The following is a 19,606-nucleotide window of genomic DNA, read 5'->3' as shown; positions in this document are numbered from 1 at the left end:
GTGCGCGAATCAATTAGGAATAGTGCGGGCAGAATCCTTTCTTGCCAAAGTCCGCAGCGCCGCCGAGTCCAGCGCCATGGTGATCCAGTCGTCGATGCTCTGGTTGGCGGACATGGCGGCGCTCTTCCACACCTCCTCTTTCTCCACCGGAATCTTCAGCACGATGGAGGAGACCGGAGCCTCGTCCCGCCGGCCGCCGCGGGCCGAGCGCAGCTCGCCGCGCAGCCGGTTGCGCGACCAGCCGTGCTGCTCGGCCAGGTCCAGCCAGAGATCCTGCTCGGCCGGGTCCAGCGCGGCCACCTCGGCGTGGTGCTGGAAGCTCAGCTTGTCCCGTCGCCGGCCCATGGAGATCCGCCGCGCCACCCACGCGTAGTTGCGCAGGGTCTGATATTCCAGCGACGTCTCTTCGATGGCCTTCTTGTACCGCCCGGGAAAGCACTCCTCGCCGAAGACCAGCCAGTCCCCGAGCCACCAGACGGAAGAGTCGGTGATCAGGTGGATCTGCCTGCCCAGCTGCCGCCAGTCGTCGAACGAGAACCGCTCAGGCAGGACCAGCCCCAGCCGCCGGGGCTTGGCACGGGAATCCAGGCCCAGCCCTGTCCGCATCGAGTTCGGGCGAATCCGGGTCTGCGGGTCGCTCCCCCGTACGGCGGTCGCCGCCGCGACGTGCCCGTCCCTCGTCTGGAGCCGCTCCGATGACATCGTGGCCGTATCCCTTCGCGCTTTCCCCGAGGAGTGCCGGCACGGGGCCGGTACTCCCGCACGCCCTCTGACGTGCTCAGCGCGATGGTAGAGATCCCGGATATTGATCCGCTTTAGACGCCCTACAGGCCCGTGGCCGTCCCGCCGGCGGGACGGCGGGCAAATGCCGTCGAGTATGCCGTGCATTGATAAGGGCATTCCTCTGGACAATAGGCCGGAACGCCGAAATGCGCGCCGTGGTAAATACCGTTCGGCGCAGCCGTGCGTAATCCCGTTCGGCGCAGCCGTGCGTAATCCGAAGAATTCTCCGACGATCCCATGAGGCAGCCATGACAGAAACCCCTTTTCCAGCGACGACGGCCACCGAGCGGGCGGATCGGATCGCGATCGAGCATCCGTACGTGCTGGCCGCCGCCTCCTTCGACCACCGCGGCGAGTTCGCCATCGCCGTGGTGCCCGAGCTCTACGCCTGCGCCGTCGAGATCCGCGAGCACCTCTGGCAGGCGATGGGAGCCGACGCGCCCACGCTCGTGGCCCTGGTGGACGAGCTGCCCGACGGTGACGAGGCCCTGAGCGACGCGGTGTCCGTGCTCGACGACGGCGTGCTGTCCCGCTACGTCGAGGCCGGCGGCGAGACCGAGCGCCTGCTTCAGCGGATCGTCGCGGAGTGCGTGGAGGCCGACCGCGTCGGCGTCCTGGACGACTTCATCGACCTGGGCGGGGACTCGCTGTCCGTGGTCAAGGTCAGTGCCCTGATCAGGGCGCGGCTCGGAGCCGACCTCTCGCTCGAAGCCGTCTTCGACGCCTCCACCGTCCGCGACCTCGCGCTGCTGGTGGAGCAGGCGAAGCGCGGCTGAAGGTGCTCCACGCCGCCGAGGCCCCGCCTGATCAGCCGTTCCGATAAGGGCGACAGAACCCCCCACTTCCGAGGTCCGAAACAGGGCCCGGAGGCGCTCTGGGTCGTCAGGGGGTGTGGTCGTGAAGTCTGGGACACAGGATCGGGCACAGAATCGGGCCCAGGGTCGGGCCCAGGGTCGGGCCCAGGATCGGGCGCTGGGTCGGGTGCCGTGGCCGGCAGAGGCTGTCCGGGGCGGGGCCGGGCGGCCGATCTGCCCGGCGCTACGATGCCGGTGGTGGATGATCTGATGGCCGGCGTCGTACGCTGCTCAATCCTGGGGCCGTTGCAGGTCGAGGCCGAGGGCCGGCCGGTCGATCCCGGACCGGTGCGAGCGCGGGCGGTGCTGGTGGCACTGTCGCTGGCCGACGGTCACGGCGTCACCGCCGACCGGCTGATCGCCGAGCTGTGGGGAGACGCACCGCCGCCGTCCGCCCGCGGCCAGATCCAGGTGCTGGTCTCCCAGCTGCGCAAGGTGCTGGGGAACGCGGCCATCGAGACCGTAGCCGGAGGCTACCGGCTCGACCCGCGGGCCGTACACCTCGACGCGGACGAGGCGGAGCGGCTGATCGCCCAGGGCAGGCAGGGCCACGAATCCGCGCCCTACCGGCGGGCGCTGGCGCTCTGGCGCGGCCCCGTGCTGGACGGGCTGGACCATCCGCAGGCCCACCGGCTGGAGGAGCTGCGGCTCACGGCGGCCGAGGAGTGGGCTGAGCTGGAGCGGGACCGGGGCGGCCTGGAGCAGGTGGTCGCGGTGCTGACCCCCATGCTGGCCGCCCAGCCCCACCACGAGCGGCTGCGCGCCAGGCTCGCGACCGCGCTCGACCGGCTCGGCCGCAGGGCGGAGGCGCTGCGGCTGCTGCGCGAGGGCCGGGCCCTGCTCGACGACCTGTTCGGCCTGGAGCCCGGTGCGGAGTTGCGGCAGGCGGAGCGGCGGATCGGTGGCGAGGCGAGCCCGCCGGTCCCCGCCCAGCTCCCCCAGGCCATCGCCACGTTCACCGGGCGGCAGGCCGAGGTCGAGCGGCTGGCGGGACTGCTGGCCGCGGCTCCCCGGCGCAGCGCCGCCGTCTTCGGCCCGGCGGGCGTGGGCAAGTCGGCCCTGGCCATCCAGGTGGCCCACCGCGTCGCGCGGCACTTCCCCGACGGCCAGCTCTACGTCAACCTGCGTGGCGCCACGCCGCACGCCGAACCGGCCCCCGCCGTCCAGGTGCTCGGCCGCTTCCTGCGCGCGCTCGGGGTGCCCGCCTCGGAGATCCCGCAGGAGGTGGACGAGGCCACCGCCGCGTTCCGCTCGCTGACGCGAGGCCGGCGCGTGCTGGTCGTGCTGGACAACGCGGCCGATGCGGCCCAGGTGCGGGCGCTGCTTCCCGGCAGCGCCTCTTGCGGGGTGCTCGTCACCAGCCGGCGGAGGCTGGGCTCGCTCGACACGGCCAGCAACCGGGCGCTGGCGGCGTTGCCGCAGGACGAGGCGTACGCGCTGGTCGCCAGGCTCGTCGGGGACGACCGGATGGCCCGCGAGCCCGAGCCGGCCGCCGACGTCGTACGGCTGTGCGGCCGGCTCCCCCTGGCCCTGGCCATCGTGGCCGCCAGGCTGTCGACGCGCCCCGATCGGCCGATCCGCTTCATGGCCGAGCGGCTCGCTGTGGAGCAGCGGCGGCTCACCGAGCTGTCGGTGGACGACCAGGCCGTCCGCGCCAGCTTCATGGTCAGCTACCAGGACCTCGGCGAGCCCGCCGCCGCCCGGCTGTTCCGCCTGCTCGGGCTGCTGGACGTGCCCGATGTGAGCGTGCCCGTGGCGGCCGCGCTGGCCGGGCTGCCCGAGGCGCGCGCCGCGACGCTGCTCGATCAGCTCGCCGACAACCAGCTCGCCGAGTGTCCCGCGCCCGGCCGCTTCCGCGTGCACGACCTGCTGCGGCTGTTCGCCAGGGAGCTGGCGGAGAGCGAGGACGGCGAGCGGGACCGGGCGGCGGCCGTGCGGCGGGCGCTGCACCACTACCTGGCGACCGCGCGGCATGCCGCGATGGCCGTCGAGCCGCTGCTCGCCTGGCGTCTTGACTTCGTCCCCGACGACCTCGCCTACCCCGGCACCCCGCTGCGCTCGCCCGCGGCGGTGCAGTCCTGGCTCGACGCCGAGATCGAGAACGTGATCGCCGCCGCGCGCCAGGCTCTGGAGGGCGACGATCCGGCCATCGCCGCCTATCTGGCGGCCTGCCTCAACACGCCGCTGGAATACCGGGCCCGCTGGCGCGAGCACCTGACGCTGGGCCACCTCATGCTGCGGGCGGCGGACCGCATCGGCGACGCCCGCATGGCCGGGATCGGTCACAACGACCTCGGCTGGGCCCTGCACGCGCTGGGCAGGGCGACCGACGCGCTCGGCTCCTTCGACCGGGCGCTGGCCGCGTGGGAGCGGTTCGCCTCCGCCGGGTCTGGCGCCGAGACCGGCCTGGCGCTGGCCCTGAACGGGCGGGGCGCCGCGCTGCGGTCCCTCGGCCGGCACGAGGAGTCGCTCCTGGCCCTCGAAGCCGCGCGGATGCTCTGGCAGCGGCTGGGCCATGCCCGTCACGAGGCGGCCTGCCTGACCGGCATCGGGCTGACGCTCCAGCGGCTCGGCCGGCACGGCCCGGCGATCGTGGCCCACGAGAAGGCGATGGTGCTGGCCGGCGAGTCGGACGCGAAGGTGACCGAGGTCATGGCGCTGGGCAACCTGGGCGAGGCCCACCGGCTGGCCGGGCAGGCGGAGGAGGCCGCCGTCAGGTTCCGCGAGGCGCTGGAGCTGGATCTGCGGCGCGGGCTGGAGGGGACGTACTGGGAGGCGGAGCACTCGTGGGGGCTCGGGCTGGCCACGGGAGACCGTACGCACCTGAACCGGGCGGCGGCCGTCCTGCACGACCTCGGGCTGCTCACCTACGAGGAGCTGCGGGCCATAGAGCGGGACGAGCACCCCGCGACTCCCGACGTCATCGCCCAGCAGCTGTAGCCGCCCGGGTGCCTAGGCCGGTCCCGCGCACAGCTCGGCGAAGCGGCGGCTGTCGATGTTGCCGCCGGAGACGATCAGGCCGATCCGCGGCGGAACCCGGTCCACCGCCCCGGCCAGCAGGGCGGCCAGCGAGGTCGCGCCGCTGGGCTCCATGACGATCTTCAGTCGCTCGAACGCCAGCCGCATCGCCGCGCGGATGTCGTCGTCGCTGACCAGCACGATCTCGTCGACCAGCCGCTTGTTGACGGAGAACGTCAGCTCGCCCGGGATGTCCGCGGCCTGGCCGTCGGCGATCGTGCGCGGGACGGGGATGGAGACGCGCTCGCCCGCGCTCAGCGACCGCTTGGTGTCGTCGCCCTGCTCGGGCTCCACGCCGATCACGCGGATGCCCGGCAGCAGCCCCTTGGCCGCGGTGGCACTGCCCGCGATCAGGCCGCCGCCGCCGACGGGGACCACCAGGGTGTCGAGCTCGCCGACCTCCTCGATCAGCTCCAGCGCGGCAGTGCCCTGCCCGGCGATGACGTGCGGGTGCTCGTACGGAGGGATCAGCGCCAGCCCCCGTTCGGCGGCCAGCGCCTCGCCGATCGCGACCCGGTCGCCGGTGTAGCGGTCGTAGGTCACGATCTCAGCGCCGTAACCGGCGGTGGCCTCCCGCTTGGAGCGCGGGCTGTCCTCGGGCATCACGATCACCGCGCTGCTGCCCAGCTCGCGGGCGGCGAGTGCGACGGCCTGGGCGTGGTTGCCCGAGGAGTAGGCCGCGACGCCCCGGTCCAGCTGCGCGCGCGAGAGCCGGGAGACCGCGTTGTAGGCGCCGCGGAACTTGAACGCGCCGGCGCGCTGGAAGTTCTCACATTTGAGGAAGACCTCGGCGCCGGCCAGCGCGTCGAGGGTGCGCGAGCGGAGTACGGGCGTGCGGTGGGCGACGCCCTTGAGCCGGCCCGCGGCATCGTGGACGTCGTCCAGGGTGACCGGGAGTGCGTTCGTCATGCTCGGTGCTCCTGCGGTGTGTGGGATCCGGTGCGTACCTGGGAGAGGTAGTTGTAGGCGGAGGCGCGCGAGATGCCGAGCCTGGCCGCCACCTGGGGGACCGCCCGGCGCACGGCGAACACGCCGCGCTCGTCGAGACTCCTGAACAGCTCCAGCCGCTCCTCGCGGCTGAGCTCGGCCCAGGGCTTGCTCTGCTCCAGCTGGTGGGAGTCGACGATCGCGTCGATGACGGAATCGATGTCGTCGCCGAAGGTCGTCGTCGGCATGCCGGTGGGGGCGGCGAGCCCCGCCAGCTCCCCGATCAGCGCGTGGGCCTGGGTGACCGCGGTGATGTCGAGGTTGACGCACAGCGCGCCGAAGACGGTCCCCGAGCTGTCGCGCAGGACCATCGTGGATGACTTGACCAGCTTTCCGTCCTGGGTGCGGGTGACGTAGTTGAGCTCGTCGGCCGCCTGGTCGCCGCGGGCGAGGATGCCCATGCCGATCTCGCTCATCGACCCGCCGACGCCGCGGCCGGTGACCGAGCCCGCGATGGCGACCACGGACCGCTCGGGGCGGCGGAAGTCGTGCACCACGACCTCGCAGAACGAGCCCAGGGTCGCGACCAGGCCGTCGACGACCGGGGCGAGCGCGGCGAGGATCGCGTCCTGCTCGGCGTGGCTCATGGGCGTCTCTCCGTCCAGCGTCTGGACAAAGCGTATACGGCTTGGACGAATCGTCCAAGCGTCACCCTTGCGGCCAGGCGGTGAAAACGGGGGTGGTAGGACAGGGGCTGCTCCCACTCCACAAAAAGTGACTCATCGTACGGATTCCCGTACACACCGCGATAGCGCCATATCAGTATGTGCATAGCTTGAGCACTACAGATGTCCCCATGCGTACCTCCAAACGGCAGATTCCGGTTATCGGGAGGTACGTAATGCACCGCAGAGTCGCCCTGCTCTCCACCGTCGCCCTCACCCTGGCGGGCACCCTGGTCGCCGGGGGCACCGCCCACGCCGGTGCCGGGACCGGCCTCGACCCCAGGCCGTTCGGTTGGTCGGCCGCGGACTCCTGGTCGGAACGCAGGGACGCCCTGCAGTACTGGACGCCCCAGCGCATGCTGGCGGCGCGGCCGCTTGCGGCCCCCGAGCCGCGCCGCACCCGATCGGACGGACCGACCCAAGGCACCCCATGGGCGACCCGCGGCGCCTCGGCCCGCGTGAGCCAGGGCACCCCGTGGCGCACCGGCGGCACCGCCCGGGTGGCCACGGCGTCCGTCACCGGAGCCACTGCGCAGCAGGCGGTGGTGCCCAACAGCCCCGGCCTCCAGTGGACGGACGGCGGCGCCGTCGTACGCACCGTGGGGCGCGTCTTCTTCACCACCGCGGAAGGCGGCAACGCCTCCTGCTCGGGCACGGCGGTGACCAGCGCCAACGAGAGCGTCGTGATGACCGCCGGGCACTGCGTGAAGCTGAACGGCGCCTCGCACCGCAACTGGGTGTTCGTCCCCGGCTTCGACGACGGCCGCCGCCCCTTCGGGACCTGGGTCGCCACCCGGCTGCTGACCACCCAGCAGTGGAACGCCCGCGAGGACATCAACTTCGACATCGCCGCCGCGGTCGTCGCGCCGCTCAACGGCCGCACGCTGACCGACGTCGTGGGCGGGCAGGGCGTGGCGTTCAACCAGCCCAGGCGGCGGCAGATGTTCTCCTTCGGCTATCCGGCGGCGGCGCCGTTCGACGGCTCGGACCTGATCTACTGCAGCGGGCGCGCCTTCGACGACAACGTCATGACGAGAGACCTCGGGCTGCGCTGCAACATGACCGGCGGGTCGAGCGGCGGCCCCTGGTTCGCGGGGTTCAACGAGTCCACCGGGCTCGGCTGGCTGAACTCCGTCAACAGCTTCAAGTACGACTTCGCGCCCAACTTCATGTTCGGCCCGTTCTTCGGCAACGAGGCGATGGCCGTCTACCAGGCGGCGCAGCGCGCGAACGCCCTCTGAGTCACCTGCCCGGCCACCGCCGCGGACGGATTGTTACCGTGCATAACGTGCACGTCATAGACGCTCTGTCCGCGGTGCTGCCGCCGACCCGGATCGTCCGCGATCCCGATGTCCTGGCCGCCTACTCCCGCGACCAGGCCGCGTGGGCGCCGCGGGGCGCCGCCGTCGCGCTGGTCCGGCCGGAGGACGCCGAGCAGGTGCGGAAGGTGGTGGCGGTCTGCGCCGAGCGCGGGGTGCCGATCGTGCCGCGCGGCGCGGGCACCGGCCTGTCCGGCGGCGCGAACGCCGTCGACGGCTGCGTGCTGCTGGCCATGGACGGCATGGACCGCATCCTGGAGATCGACCCGGACGAGCAGCTCGCCGTCGTGCAGCCGGGCGTGGTCAACGACCGGCTGCGCGCGGAGGCGGCCGGCCACGGCCTGTGGTACCCGCCGGACCCGGCCAGCTCGCCGTGGTCCACGATCGGCGGGAACGTGGCCACCAACGCGGGCGGCGTCTGCTGCGTGAAATACGGGGTGACCCGCGACTACGTGCTCGGCCTCCAGGCGGTGACCGGCACCGGCGACCTGGTCAGGCTGGGCCGCCGGACCAGGAAGGGCGTGGCCGGTTACGACCTGGCCGGGCTGTTCGTGGGCTCCGAGGGCACGCTGGGCGTGATCACCGAGATCACCGTGCGCCTGCTGCGGCTGCCGGAGGGCGCGCCGACGACGATCGTGGGCGCGTTCGACTCGCTGGTCGCGGCGGGCCGGGCGGTCGCGGCCGTAGGCGCCGCCGGGATCACGCCCAGCGCGCTGGAGCTGGTCGACCGCTACTGCCTGCGGGCGGTGGACGACTGGAAGAACATGGGCCTGGCCGACCTCGGCGACGTGCTGCTGCTCGGCCGGGTGGACGACGGCGACGAGCGGGCCGCCGCGGCGATGCTGGAGTGCTTCGACCGGGCAGGCGCCGCCTGGAGCACCCGTTCGACCGACGCCGAGGAGGCCGAGGCGCTGTTCTCCGCCCGCCGGCTCGCCTACCCGGCGCTGGAGCGGCTCGGGCCGGTGCTGACCGAGGACGTGTGCGTGCCGCGCGGGCTGGTGCCGGAGATGCTCGCGCGCATCGAGAAGCACGCGCGGGCGCACGACGTGCACATCGCCAACATCGCGCACGCCGGGGACGGGAACCTGCACCCGCTGATCGTCGTCCCCGCCGGCGACGACGAGGCGCGGGCCAGGGCCCAGCTCGCGTTCGAGGAGATCCTCGACGACGCGATCGCACTCGGCGGCACGGTCACCGGCGAGCACGGCGTGGGCCTGCTGAAGAAGCGCGGTATGCACGCCGAGGTGGGCGAGGACGTGCTGGCGCTGCACCGCGCGATCAAGTCGGCCCTGGACCCGGCCGGGATCTTCAACCCAGGAAAGATCATCTGAGCCGGCGAGAAGACGTGTGGCCGGACGGGCGGCCGGACGGCCGGGCGGCGGTCAGGAGTTGACGACCTCCAGGTCGCCGGAGTCGCTGGTCAGCTCGATCGACCGCTGGGCCGAGGAGTCGGCGGCGGCCTCGATCTTCTTGTCGCCGGAGTCCGTCCTGGCCACGATGTTGTACGGCCCCGACGGCACGCGCACCACGGTCCGGCCCGAGTCGGTGGTGGTCGCGACCTTGTCCGGCTGCCCGGTGAAGGCGAGCGTCATGTCCCCCGAGTCGGTCCTGGTGACGACCTGCTTGCCGGCCAGCCCGCTGGCCTCGATCGTCCCGGAGTCGCTGCTGGCCTCCAGGCCGCCCGACAGGTTCTTCAGCGTGAGGGTCCCCGAGTCGGAGCGCACCTTGACCCGCAGGCCCTTGGGCACCTCGACCTTGTAGCTCACCTCGCAGGAGGCGGCGCCGCTGCCCAGCCCCCAGGTCGTCGCGCACTTGAACTTCAGGACGAGCGTGTCGCCCTGCACCTCGTGGCTGGGCTCCGGCTTGTTCTTGCGCCAGCTGAGCTGCTCGGTCACGTGGATGCCCTGGCGGTCCGACTCGACCACCTCGACGGTGCCGGAATCGGCCTCGACCTGCAACGCCGCCACCTTGTCCGCGACGTCGTACGACGCGGTCTCCTCATCGAGCGGGCCGACCACGCCGCATCCCGCCGACAGCGCCGCGAGCGCCAGCAGGCCGGTGATCACGGTCGTTCTCTTGATGGTCATGACGGTAAAGTCTGGGCCATCCGCGGCGAACCGGCGTCGGGGAGGTCCCTGAGAACGTCCCTGAGGCAGGACCCTGAGGCGAGCCCGGTCCAGCCGCCCCAAAAGTTTGATCTGCCCGGCGACGACAAGGACAATTCTCCGCATGTCGTCCTACTCGCCGCTGACGCCGCGAGATCCCGCCAGATCGCGGACTACCGGCTCCTGGGCCGGCTGGGCGAGGGCGGGCAGGGCGTCGTCTATCTGGCCGTTTCCCCCTCGGGCCGGCAGGTGGCGGTCAAGTGGCTGCGCGACGGGCTCTCCGGCACCCCCGACGACGTCGAGCGGTTCCTGCGCGAGGCCCAGGTGGCCGAGCGGGTGGCGCCGTTCTGCACGGCCCAGGTGCTGGACACCGGCGTCGCGGACGAGCGCCCGTTCATCGTCAGCGAGTACATCGAGGGCCCGTCGCTCCAGCAGGTGATCCGCAAGGACGGCCCGCAGGCCGGAGCCGATCTGCACCGGCTGGCCATCGGCACGATCGTCGCGCTGGCCGCGGTGCACGAGGCGGGCATCGTGCACCGCGACGTCAAGCCGGCGAACGTGACCCTCGGCGCGGGCGGCCCGCGGGTGATCGACTTCGGCATCGCCCGCGTCCTCGGCGCCACCTAGACCCAGACCTCGTCGGTGCTGGGCACGCCCGCGTACATGTCGCCCGAGCAGTTTCGCGGCCAGCCACTCGGGCCCGCGGCCGACCTGTTCTCCTGGGCCGGCACCATGGCGTTCGCGGCCACGGGCAAGCCGCCGTTCGGCGAGGACACCGCGGCGGCCGTGCTGACCCGGGTGCTGCACCAGCCGCCGGACATGTCGGGGTTCGGCGATCCGCTGAGCAGGGTGGTGCTCGACTGCCTCGCGAAGGATCCCGCCCGGCGGCCCTCGGTCGAGCAGGTGACCGCGCACCTGCTGCGGCGGCGACCGGCGCCACCCTCCTTCGTCCTGCCGCCCTCGCTCGCCGGCGCGGCCGCCGGGCCCACGCCGGAGACGGGCCTTCGGACGATCGTGCCGCCGGGCACGCAGACCACGGTCTACGAGCGACCCGGCGATCCCGTCGCGCTGGTCGGCTACACGCAGACGGGCCTGACGAACGACAACTCCGAGAGCTACCTGCGGACGGCGAAGGGTGGCGCGTTCAAGCAGCACGGCGCGGCCATGGAAGCCCTGCTCTCCCCCGACCGCCGCTACGTGGTGACGCGCCCCACGGTGTTCGATTCCGACGACTACGACTCGCTCGTCATCACGGAGCAGGCCACCGGCCGCCGGTTCACGGTGCGGACCACGAAGTCCCCGCTGAGCGCCGAGGTGCGCGGCTGGTCGCGAGACAGCTCGAAGGTGCTGGTCAACTTCTACGAACCGGGCACGGACGGCGAGGACGTGCCCTATGCCGGATTCGGCGTGCTCGACGTCGCCACCCAGCGCTTCGAGCCCGTCCGCAAGCCGCAAGTCCGGTTCCCTGACACGCCCTTCTCCTGGGACCAGGACAAGGGCCTGATCAACGGCTCGGAGAAGTCGCTGCAGTTCTTCGACACCGACGGCAGGAAGGTCCGCGAGTTCGGCGAGGTCGGCACCCTGCCCCGGGACGCGACGGACGTCTTCTCCCCATCGGGCCAGGCGTTCGTCACCAACTGCCCGGGCACGGACTATTACGCGCACTGCCTGTGGGACACCCGGACCGGCGAGCTCGTCCGCAAGCTCGCGGACCTGGATGAATACGACCGGTTCGCCCCGGTGTACGCCCGGGTCCGCTGACCAGTCCCTGCCATCGGCCCGGCGGGCCCTGGAAATCCCTGTGTGCCTGGTGTTCGCTGGCGGAGTGGCACTCGGCTGTTCACGTACGTGAAGAATCGGTCCCTCTTCCAGAGGTGAGCTCATGATCACCACCCCGCACCCGCTCGACCCGCTGACGCCCGAGGACATCACGGCCACGTACGACGTGCTGGCCGCCGGCGGCCTGGTCGAGGAGAGCACCAGGTTCGCGTACGTCGGCCTGGAGGAGCCGGCCAAGGACGTCCTGCTCGCCCACCTGGCGGGCAACCCGCCCGACCGCAGGGTGCGCGTCCTGCTGCACGACCTGGACGGGGCGCCCGCCAGGGACGTGGTCGTCTCGCTCACGGGGAAGGCGATCGAGACCGACCGCGCGCTCGACGCCGCGGCCGACGGGCAGCTGCCCGTCATGGACGGGGAGTTCGCGCTCGTCGAAGAGGTGCTGTCCACGAACGAGCAGTGGCTGGCCGCGTTGAAGAGCCGCGGCCTGGACGTCGCCCAGGTCCGGGTCGCGCCGCTGTCGGCCGGCGTGTACGCCGACGAGTACCCGGAGGAGGCCGGCCGCCGCATCCTGCGCGGGCTCGCCTTCGTGCAGCGGCACGAGCGGGACCACGCCTGGGCGCATCCCGTGGACGGCCTCGTCGCGTACGTGGACGTGCTCAACCGCACGGTGGACCAGATCATCGACCTGGGCCCGGTCCCCGTGCCGGCGGTCTCGGGCAACTACGACGACCCCGCCGTCACCGGGCCCGCGCGCACCACGCTGCGGCCGATCGAGATCACCCAGCCGGACGGCCCGGGATTCACCCTGGAGGGGAGCCTGCTGCGCTGGGAGACCTGGTCGCTGCGGATCGGGTTCGACACCCGCGAGGGGCTGGTGCTGCACCAGATCGCCTACCACGACCGGGACTCAGGGCGCGAGCGCTCCATCATCCACCGCGCCTCGATCGCCGAGATGGTCGTGCCCTACGCCGATCCCTCGCCGATCCGCTCCTGGCAGAACTATTTCGACGTCGGCGAATACCTCATCGGCCAGTACGCCAACTCCCTCCGGCGCGGCTGCGACTGCGTCGGCGACATCACTTACCTGGACGCCGTCGTCGCCGACGAGCGCGGCGCGCCGCGAACCATCGAGAACGCGATCTGCCTGCACGAGGAGGACCACGGCATCCTGTGGAAGCACACCGACCTGTGGGCCCACACGTCGGAGACCCGCCGCCAGCGCCGCCTGGTCCTGTCCTTCTTCACCACCGTCGGCAACTACGACTACGGCTTCTACTGGTACCTCTACCTCGACGGCACCATCGAGTTCGAGGCCAAGGCCACCGGCGTCGTCTTCACCTCCGCCCACAGCGGCGGCCACATGCCGTACACGGCCGAGGTGGCGCCGGGCCTCGGCGCGCCCTACCACCAGCACCTGTTCTGCGCGCGCCTGGACATGGCGATCGACGGGCCGGTCAACCGGGTCGAGGAGGTGGACGTCGCCCGCGTCCCGATGGGCGGCGACAACCCGCGCGGCAACGCCTTCACCTACCGGCGCACCGCGCTGACCAGGGAGGGCCAGGCCCGGCGTACCGCCGACGCGAGCGTGGACCGCACCTGGCACATCACCAACCCGGCCGTGCTCAACGCGCTGGGCCGGCCCGTCGGCTACGCCCTGCTCCCCGAGGGCAAGCCGACCCTGCTGGCCGATCCCGGCTCCTCCATCGCCGCGCGGGCCGCGTTCGCCACCAGGCATCTGTGGGTCACCGCGTACGATCCGGCCGAGCGCTACCCGGCCGGCGACTTCGTCAACCAGCACCCGGGTGGCGCGGGGCTGCCTGCCTACGCGGCGGCGGACCGCAACATCGACGGCCGCTCCATCGTCGTCTGGCACACCTTCGGGCTCACCCACGCGCCCCGCCCGGAGGACTGGCCGATCATGCCGGTGGACCGCACCGGGTTCCGGCTGCGGCCCGTCGGGTTCTTCGACCGCAATCCCACGCTCGACGTGCCGGTGGAGCACCACCACCGCGCATGAGGATGCGCGGACTTACCGGAACCGGGCCAGCAGCCTCCTGGGCACGCTCCCCGGCACGGCCAGCACCAGCACCGCCAGCACGACGTGGACCACGATGAAGACGTACGCCTCGGTCCGCGTCGCCGGGTGGCCCAGGCGCACCGTCATGTGGTGGGCCCAGTCCCAGAGCTCGGGGATCCCGTTCAGCCGGCTGTTCAGGATCACCGCCATCAGGTCTTCCAGTCCCGACATCTGCAGGATCGTGGCCGCCGCGCCGACGCGCAGGACGCCTTCGCGCGAGCCGCCGCCGAGCCGGTAGCACAGGACGAGCGCGATGATCATGAACGGCACGAAGACGACCACGTGCAGGTACAGGTCCTCGAACTCGGCCGTCCCGTCCCTCATGTCCATCGCCGTCATGAACGTCTGGGGCACGAAGTAACACAGGAACGCCAGGAAGATCGCCGGCAGCGCCACCAGGTGCAGCCGCAGCCGCCGTGCCCACTCGACGTCCAGCCAGGCGACGGCCACGCAGGCGGCGATCTGCGGCGTCAGCTTGACGAGCAGCATCCAGAGTGAGGTGATCTCCCTCTCGTAGGGGATCACGAAGCGGACCATGAGCGTCAGGGCCACGGCCGCGGCTCCGGCCAGCAGCGTGACCCGGTTGTCCCGCCAGAACGAAGAAGTCTGCATCGCTTTCCTGTCAGTGCGTCGCGACGATCGGTGTGCCGTGCTCGGGGCAGGTCGCGAGGGTGAGTGACGCGCCGCCGTCCGGGATCACGCCGGCCAGCACGGGCCGCGTGCGGCGCAGCGCCGTGACGGCCAGGGCGCCGCCGGCCTGGCGGGCGTGGAAGCGCCGCCACAGCACGTGAGTCCCGCCGCAGGCCGGAACGGTGGCCGCGAAGTAGCCGAGGTGCGGATCGTGCACCACCCTCAGCCCGGGTACGACCTCCTCGGCGGTCGCGCCCTCCCCCAGAGCGGCACCGGCGGTCGCACCCTTGCCCTGGGCGGCACTCGTGGTCGTGCCGGCGGTCGTGCGCTTCCTCGTGGCGGTCCTCCGTACGGCCTGATCGGCCGTCATGCGTTCCACGGTGGTGATCCGGACGCCGGCGAGCTCGGGCAGGAGGGCGTCGAGCGCTGGCCGCTCGCCCACGAGGACCGCCTGTCCCGCCTCGGCCGCGAGCCCGAGCGCGGCCGAGTCGAGCGCGCGGCGGCGGCCCTCGTCCACGACCTTCGCCTCGGGAGCGAGCAGCACCCCGTACCGGGGGCCGCCCCAACCGAGCCGGCGCCGGTCCAGCACGGCCGAGCGCACCTCCAGCACGGGCGCCCGCCGTGGCGCGCCGGCCAGCGCGAGCGCCTCCCGCAGGTCGAGCCCGTCGCCGATCCACGCGGACGGCTCCTGGGAGGCGTCGAACGGCCGCGCGAACGGGCACAGCCGGTGCAGCTGTCCAGCCAGCTCGGCGGACGGAACGCACTCGGGCTCGTCCAGCTCGCGCCCCGCGGCCACCCACTGGTCACGGTAGAACGGCACCCGGCGGAAGGCCGTCCCGGCCATCCGCCGGTAGTCCCGCTCCCAGCGCCCGGCCGAGAACTCAGCGGGCATCGACCCGGACCCGGACCAGCTCCTCGACGGCGGCCAGGGCCGCGGCCAGCTCGCCGGCCGACTCCCCCGAGGCCAGCACGTAACCCAGCTTCGCCCGGCACTCGGTGTAGGGCACGACCGGGTCGCCCGGCGCGGCGGTGACCACCACGTCGGCCACGCCCGGCAGCGCCATCGCCGCCGCGAGGCCGTCCAGGGACACCAGCGTGCCCGCCGAGCGGGCGCGCAGCATGCGCACGGCGGCGGGCCTGTTCCAGCGCGGCGTCAGGTCGGGGCGCTCGCCGACCGCGAGCTGGACGGCGGCCTGCACGGTGTCCACCCCGTACATGAGCCCGAGCGCCTCGCCCATGCCGTTGCCGCCGATCCGCGCGCCCATCTCGATCAGCACGATCCCGTCGCCGGTCACGAACAGGTCCAGGTTCACCGGGCCGTCGGTGTAGCCGATCTCGGCGCAGACCAGTTCGAGCTGGCGGGTGACCTCCGCGCTGAGCGCCGGGTCGCGCGGCGCCATGTCGTGCCCGATCGCGACGACCTGGGGCGGGGCCACGACCCGGTCGCTGAGCCCGAGCAGCGCCACCTTGCCGTCCTGGAGGAACGCCTCGCCGCACAGGTCCTCGCCGGTCACCAGCTCCTCGGCGATGACGGTCGCCGAGGGCGAGACCCGGGCCGCCGCCTCGGCGGCGGCGGCCAGCTCCTGCGCTGCCGCGCAGATCGTGATGCCCCTGGAGCTGCCCGAGTCGACCGGTTTGACGATGACGGGGAACGCCAGCCGGGCGGCGTCGCGGACGACCTCGGCGGCGCTCCCGCTCGCGTACGCGGGCCCGCCCAGGCCGAGGCGCAGGCAGACCTCGCGGAAGTACGCCTTGTCCGCCGACGCCCGCAGCGCGGCGGGCGGGAGCCCGCAGGGCAGCCCGAGCCGCCCTGCGAGCTCCACCAACGCGGGGAGGTTGATGTCGGTCCCGGGGGCGAGCAGGCCCACCACGTCGTCACGGCCGCGCAGCGCCGCCGCGACCGAGTCCACGTCGCGCGTGCTGAGATGCAGGAACTCATCCGCCTCCCGCGCGCCGGGTGCGTCCGCCCGCATGTCGACGCAGATCGTGCCCAGGCCGAGCCGCCGGGCGGCGCGGAAGGAGCTGATCGTGCCGTCCGAGCCGCCCAGGACGACCAGTCGCTTCACCGGGTGGCCTGCGGGAGGTCCCAGTGGACGCCGCGGCTCTCGATGAACCAGTCCACGGTCCTCGCCATGCCCTCGGGCAGCGAGACGAGCGAGTCGGGCTCGATGCCCACCGACAGGAGCGTCTTGGTCTGCGCGGTGACCGCGGTGTCCGGCGTCTCGCCCGGCCGCATCGGCAGGTCGGCGATGGGCACGCGCGGGTAGCCGCGCTCCTCGCAGAGGTCGATGATGAGCTCGGCGACCTCGCGGATCGTGGCGGAGGCGGTGGGGCCGACCTCGACGACGTTCTCGAGGACCTCGCCCGCGGCGGCCCGCTCCAGCGCGGCCACGAGCGTGCGCGCCACGTCGCCGACCCACACCATGTCCGAGACCTGGGTGCCGCCGCCGTACAGCTCCACCGGCATCCCGCTCAGCGCGCGGCAGACGACGGCGGGCGTGATCTTCCTGACCTTGCCGGACGCGAACGGCGGCGCGGCCTGCTGGCGGGGGCCGTAGGCGTTGACCACGCGGACGTTGTTCACCCTCGTGCCGCGATGCGCGTTGAACATGCGCACGAAGCGCTCCACCGCCGTCTTGGAGATGGAATAGCTGTTGTCCATCCAATGGTTGCCCACGCAGATGTAGACGCCGGGCAGGTCGTACTGCGCGAGCGCTTCCAGGAAATTCAGCCCGCCCATGAGATTGGTCTCGGCCGCGGGCCGCGGGTTGTCAATCGTCTCCTGGGTTCCGAGCACGGCCGCCAGATGCATGATGGCGTCGCAATGCGCCGCGAGTTCGGTCATCGCGGTGGCGTCCCGGATATCACCCCGCATGACTTCCCAGGGCAGATCGTCCGCTTTCCCTCTGTGATCGAAAACGAGCGGTACGTGGCCGCGAGACGCGAGCTCCTCGCAGACGTAGCGGCCGATGAACCCGCTGCCGCCCGTCACTCCTACCTTCATGCCACCTCTTGGGTATGAGCACGCGATGATTGATGCGTGATTTGTGGGTGAGAACACGCATGACTGATCACAGCAGACACTTTCTACGGCTATGTTGATCAACGATAGTTCGTGTCCATGTTGTGATAGTTTCGCCATCGAAGGCGGCCGCGTGCACCTGGAAGTACTCGATCCGCGCCGTGATTCCGAGCCGCCAGGCTGGGAGGAATTCCGGCAGGCAGAGGGCCTGAGCGCCATCTGGGCTTACGACGTCATCGCCGCCTCGTCCGCGGATTCGTGGGCCCGCCCGCTGCTGACCGTCTTCCGCGAAACCGATCCCGCCACGGGCCGAGACACGGGCCAAGACACGAGCCGCGACGCAGGCCGAGACGCGGGCCGCATCGTCGGGGCGGTCGGGGCCGTCTATCTCGGGCTGCGGTTGCCCGGATCCCGGCGCGCGCCACGGCCGCGCAGGGAGCCGATCCTGCTCGACGTCCGCCTGCCCGGCCACTCCAACGCGCCGACCTGGCACTTCAGCGATGACGTGACCGCCGAGAGCCGCCGCCACCTCCTGCGCCTGTTCGAACGCGCCGCGCGCCGCCACCTCGGCTGGGGGCTGGCCGGGGTGCTCTACCGGATGGTGGCCGAGCCCCATCTCCCCGCCGTGGCACGCAGGGGCGCGATCGTCAGGCAGTCACCCGGCGCCACGGTCATGCCGCTGCGCTGGTCCTCCGAGCAGGAGTGGATCGGCTCGCTCAGCCGGAACCGCAGGTCCACGCTGCGCCGCCAGATCAGGCGGATCGCCGAGGCGGACGACCTGGTCGTGGCGGAGGGCCGGGCGCGGACCGACCTCGACCCCGCCGAGCTGGCCGAGCTGAACCGCAGGCACACCGCCAGGCTCGCGGCCCGCTTCGACCCCAGGGCGCCCCTTCCGGAGTCGTACTTCGCGCACCTGCTCGGCCGAGCGGACGTGAACGTCATCTCCTATCACTCGACGGCTCGCCGGCTGCTCGCCTTCGCGATCGTGTACGAGCATCCCGCGTCCCCGGCGTACGGGCCGTGGGCGGCGCTCCAGCCCGAGGAGGGCGGCCGCAAGGACCTGTACTTCGACAGCTACGCCCGCATCGTCGGCCGCGCCACGGCGAACGGCGCGAAGCAGCTGCTCGGCGGCAGGGGCCGGGTGGAGGTCAAGCAGTCGCTGGGATTCGCGTACGTGCCGATGAGCATCGTCGCCGTACCCAGGTGGGCGATGGGATGAGCCTCACCCTGCAGACCCTGGACCCGCGCCACGACCCGGAGCCCAGTGACTGGGAGCGGCTGCGCACCGCAGCCGGCCAGTGCGTGACCTGGCGCTACGACCTGCTGCGCGCCTACGCCTGGGCCGCGCAGGCGCCGGTCCTGCTCACCGTGCTGAGGGAGGAGGGCACGGCGGTCGGCGCCGTGTCCGCGTCCCTGCGCGGCGTCCGGCCCCACCGGGGCGCCTACGCGGCCGGCCGCGACTTCGCGGGCATCGTGGACGTCCACGCGCCCGGCAACCGCTCGCAGAAGGGCTGGTGGTTCACCGGCGACCCGGACGCCGGCCGTCGTGCCGAGCTGCTGCGCGGCTACGTGCGCGGCCTGCGGAGGGTCACCGGTCCCGGCTGGCGCGGTGTCGTGTGGCGCGAGGTGTCGCCGGGCGAGCCCGCGCAGTTGCCCGGCCTGCTCAAGGCCCGCCTGCCCACCGCGCCGCTGGCCCGGCTGGCCACCCCGTGGCCCGGGATCGACGCCTGGTACGCCGGGCTCGACCGCGCCCGCAGGGACTCGCTGAAGCGGCGGGCGCGCAGCCTCTCCGCCGACCCCGGCCTGTCGATCGGCGTCGGCCCGGCACGCGAGCTGGTGACGGGAGCCGAGGCCGCCGCGCTGCGGGCCGAGAACGACCTCAAGCACCGCGCCCGGCTCCTCCCGCTCGCCCCGCTGCCGCTGCCCTACCTCGACGCCCTGGTGGCCGGTGACGAGGTGATCGCGATCGCCTATCGCGACGGCGAGCGGCGGCTGATCGGGCTCTCCCTGATCCTGGACCATCCCGCCTGGCCCATCTGCCTGAGCTGGGGCGCCCTGCCGCCGGAGCACGGGGGCCGCAAGCACCTGTACTTCGACGGCTACGTGCGGATGGTCGAGTGGGCCATCGGCGCCGGCAAGTCCGGGCTGGTGCTCGGCAAGGGGCAGGCCGAGGTCAAACGTTCCCTGGGCGCGGACCTGGTCGCCTCTTCCGCGCTCGCCGTACCCTTCTGACCCGTGGACGCCCCCATGACCTGCGTGCAGTGCGGCCACCCGCACCCCTCACTGATCACCAGACGCCCGCGCCCGGCCCGCTACTCCTGCCGGTCCTGCGGCGCGGTCTTCAGACCCTGGCTCTTATACACATCT

General features: G+C 72.4%; 15 protein-coding genes and 1 pseudogene. 8 read left to right on the top strand and 8 right to left on the bottom strand.

The genetic code is table 11. The features are described 5' to 3' along the window. Window positions 1-9: 9 nt before the first annotated feature. Window positions 10-702 carry an LmbU family transcriptional regulator gene (locus ETD85_RS37305; protein ID WP_240779676.1) on the bottom strand — a complete coding sequence of 231 codons (693 nt, stop codon included), beginning with the start codon at window positions 700-702 and terminating at the stop codon, window positions 10-12. 329 nt (window positions 703-1,031) lie between these two features. Here ETD85_RS37305 and ETD85_RS37300 point away from each other — a divergent pair, with 329 nt between their 5' ends. Both ETD85_RS37300 and ETD85_RS37295 read left to right on the top strand, forming a co-directional pair. After that, complete coding sequence (locus ETD85_RS37300; protein WP_138694538.1) at window positions 1,032-1,559, top strand: phosphopantetheine-binding protein; 528 nt, start codon at window positions 1,032-1,034, stop codon at window positions 1,557-1,559. Between the two features lie 276 nt (window positions 1,560-1,835). Continuing rightward, window positions 1,836-4,577: an AfsR/SARP family transcriptional regulator gene (locus ETD85_RS37295; RefSeq protein ID WP_170247047.1), complete on the top strand. Its 2,742-nt coding sequence runs from the start codon at window positions 1,836-1,838 to the stop codon at window positions 4,575-4,577. A 12-nt stretch (window positions 4,578-4,589) separates the two neighbouring features. On the opposite strand, the gene ETD85_RS37290 is transcribed toward ETD85_RS37295, so the two are convergent. Together ETD85_RS37290 and ETD85_RS37285 are read right to left on the bottom strand one after the other, a co-directional pair. After that, the gene (locus tag ETD85_RS37290) at window positions 4,590-5,564 is read right to left on the bottom strand and encodes a threo-3-hydroxy-L-aspartate ammonia-lyase (RefSeq protein WP_138694536.1); all 975 of its coding nucleotides are present in this window, start codon (window positions 5,562-5,564) and stop codon (window positions 4,590-4,592) included. Continuing rightward, window positions 5,561-6,229: a helix-turn-helix transcriptional regulator gene (locus ETD85_RS37285; protein WP_138694535.1), complete on the bottom strand. Its 669-nt coding sequence runs from the start codon at window positions 6,227-6,229 to the stop codon at window positions 5,561-5,563. The genes ETD85_RS37290 and ETD85_RS37285 overlap by 4 nt, the downstream gene beginning before the upstream one ends. 254 nt (window positions 6,230-6,483) lie before the next feature. Between ETD85_RS37285 and ETD85_RS37280 the strand changes: the two genes are divergently transcribed. Together ETD85_RS37280 and ETD85_RS37275 are read left to right on the top strand one after the other, a co-directional pair. Continuing rightward, the gene (locus ETD85_RS37280; RefSeq protein ID WP_138694534.1) at window positions 6,484-7,548 is read left to right on the top strand and encodes a trypsin-like serine peptidase; all 1,065 of its coding nucleotides are present in this window, start codon (window positions 6,484-6,486) and stop codon (window positions 7,546-7,548) included. A 47-nt stretch (window positions 7,549-7,595) separates the two neighbouring features. Next, the gene (locus tag ETD85_RS37275) at window positions 7,596-8,957 is read left to right on the top strand and encodes an FAD-binding oxidoreductase (RefSeq protein ID WP_138694533.1); all 1,362 of its coding nucleotides are present in this window, start codon (window positions 7,596-7,598) and stop codon (window positions 8,955-8,957) included. A 51-nt stretch (window positions 8,958-9,008) separates the two neighbouring features. On the opposite strand, the gene ETD85_RS63555 is transcribed toward ETD85_RS37275, so the two are convergent. Then, window positions 9,009-9,713 carry a DUF4097 family beta strand repeat-containing protein gene (locus ETD85_RS63555; RefSeq protein ID WP_240779675.1) on the bottom strand — a complete coding sequence of 235 codons (705 nt, stop codon included), beginning with the start codon at window positions 9,711-9,713 and terminating at the stop codon, window positions 9,009-9,011. Here ETD85_RS63555 and ETD85_RS66105 point away from each other — a divergent pair. Together ETD85_RS66105 and ETD85_RS37255 are read left to right on the top strand one after the other, a co-directional pair. Continuing rightward, window positions 9,627-11,492: pseudogene (locus ETD85_RS66105) on the top strand (serine/threonine-protein kinase). The gene ETD85_RS63555 and the pseudogene ETD85_RS66105 sit on opposite strands and share 87 nt — an antisense overlap. Before the next feature lie 121 nt (window positions 11,493-11,613). Further along, window positions 11,614-13,527: a primary-amine oxidase gene (locus ETD85_RS37255; protein ID WP_138694529.1), complete on the top strand. Its 1,914-nt coding sequence runs from the start codon at window positions 11,614-11,616 to the stop codon at window positions 13,525-13,527. 12 nt (window positions 13,528-13,539) lie between these two features. Here the strand turns inward: ETD85_RS37255 and ETD85_RS37250 are convergent, their stop codons facing one another. Genes ETD85_RS37250 through ETD85_RS37235 form a run of 4 tightly spaced genes read right to left on the bottom strand, consistent with a single transcriptional unit; the run spans window position 13,540 to window position 17,221 of the window. Beyond that, window positions 13,540-14,199 carry a hypothetical protein gene (locus tag ETD85_RS37250; protein ID WP_138694528.1) on the bottom strand — a complete coding sequence of 220 codons (660 nt, stop codon included), beginning with the start codon at window positions 14,197-14,199 and terminating at the stop codon, window positions 13,540-13,542. Between the two features lie 10 nt (window positions 14,200-14,209). Next, entirely contained in the window at window positions 14,210-15,109 is a 900-nt protein-coding gene (locus tag ETD85_RS37245) for a hypothetical protein (protein WP_138694527.1), read from the bottom strand. Beyond that, complete coding sequence (locus ETD85_RS37240; RefSeq protein WP_138694526.1) at window positions 15,099-16,283, bottom strand: ATP-grasp domain-containing protein; 1,185 nt, start codon at window positions 16,281-16,283, stop codon at window positions 15,099-15,101. The genes ETD85_RS37245 and ETD85_RS37240 overlap by 11 nt, the downstream gene beginning before the upstream one ends. Next, on the bottom strand, window positions 16,280-17,221 hold the full coding sequence (locus ETD85_RS37235; protein WP_138694525.1) for an NAD-dependent epimerase/dehydratase family protein: 942 nt from the start codon (window positions 17,219-17,221) through the stop codon (window positions 16,280-16,282). Before ETD85_RS37235 ends, ETD85_RS37240 begins: the two co-directional genes overlap by 4 nt. A gap of 151 nt (window positions 17,222-17,372) precedes the next feature. On the opposite strand from ETD85_RS37235, the gene ETD85_RS37230 reads away from it, so the two are divergent. After that, window positions 17,373-18,458, top strand: coding sequence for a GNAT family N-acetyltransferase (locus ETD85_RS37230; RefSeq protein WP_138694524.1), 1,086 nt, complete (start codon window positions 17,373-17,375; stop codon window positions 18,456-18,458). Then, a complete protein-coding gene (locus tag ETD85_RS37225; protein WP_138694523.1) occupies window positions 18,455-19,471 on the top strand; it encodes a hypothetical protein in 1,017 nt (338 codons plus the stop codon). Before ETD85_RS37230 ends, ETD85_RS37225 begins: the two co-directional genes overlap by 4 nt. Window positions 19,472-19,606 lie beyond the last annotated feature (135 nt).

This window comes from Nonomuraea zeae (assembly GCF_005889725.1).
GTDB classification, from domain to species: domain Bacteria; phylum Actinomycetota; class Actinomycetes; order Streptosporangiales; family Streptosporangiaceae; genus Nonomuraea; species Nonomuraea zeae.
This window is presented reverse-complemented; position numbering and strand designations above follow the sequence as displayed.

Excerpts from the sequence above, each read along its gene's own strand:
- ETD85_RS63555 (WP_240779675.1), bottom strand. The coding sequence starts at position 9,713 with ATGACCATCAAGAGAACGACCGTGATCACCGGCCTGCTGGCGCTCGCG.
- ETD85_RS37290 (WP_138694536.1), bottom strand. The coding sequence starts at position 5,564 with ATGACGAACGCACTCCCGGTCACCCTGGACGACGTCCACGATGCCGCG.
- ETD85_RS37255 (WP_138694529.1), top strand. The coding sequence starts at position 11,614 with ATGATCACCACCCCGCACCCGCTCGACCCGCTGACGCCCGAGGACATC.
- ETD85_RS37300 (WP_138694538.1), top strand. The coding sequence starts at position 1,032 with ATGACAGAAACCCCTTTTCCAGCGACGACGGCCACCGAGCGGGCGGAT.
- ETD85_RS37250 (WP_138694528.1), bottom strand. The coding sequence starts at position 14,199 with ATGCAGACTTCTTCGTTCTGGCGGGACAACCGGGTCACGCTGCTGGCC.
- ETD85_RS37245 (WP_138694527.1), bottom strand. The coding sequence starts at position 15,109 with ATGCCCGCTGAGTTCTCGGCCGGGCGCTGGGAGCGGGACTACCGGCGG.
- ETD85_RS37305 (WP_240779676.1), bottom strand. The coding sequence starts at position 702 with ATGTCATCGGAGCGGCTCCAGACGAGGGACGGGCACGTCGCGGCGGCG.
- ETD85_RS37225 (WP_138694523.1), top strand. The coding sequence starts at position 18,455 with ATGAGCCTCACCCTGCAGACCCTGGACCCGCGCCACGACCCGGAGCCC.
- ETD85_RS37285 (WP_138694535.1), bottom strand. The coding sequence starts at position 6,229 with ATGAGCCACGCCGAGCAGGACGCGATCCTCGCCGCGCTCGCCCCGGTC.
- ETD85_RS37280 (WP_138694534.1), top strand. The coding sequence starts at position 6,484 with ATGCACCGCAGAGTCGCCCTGCTCTCCACCGTCGCCCTCACCCTGGCG.
- ETD85_RS37235 (WP_138694525.1), bottom strand. The coding sequence starts at position 17,221 with ATGAAGGTAGGAGTGACGGGCGGCAGCGGGTTCATCGGCCGCTACGTC.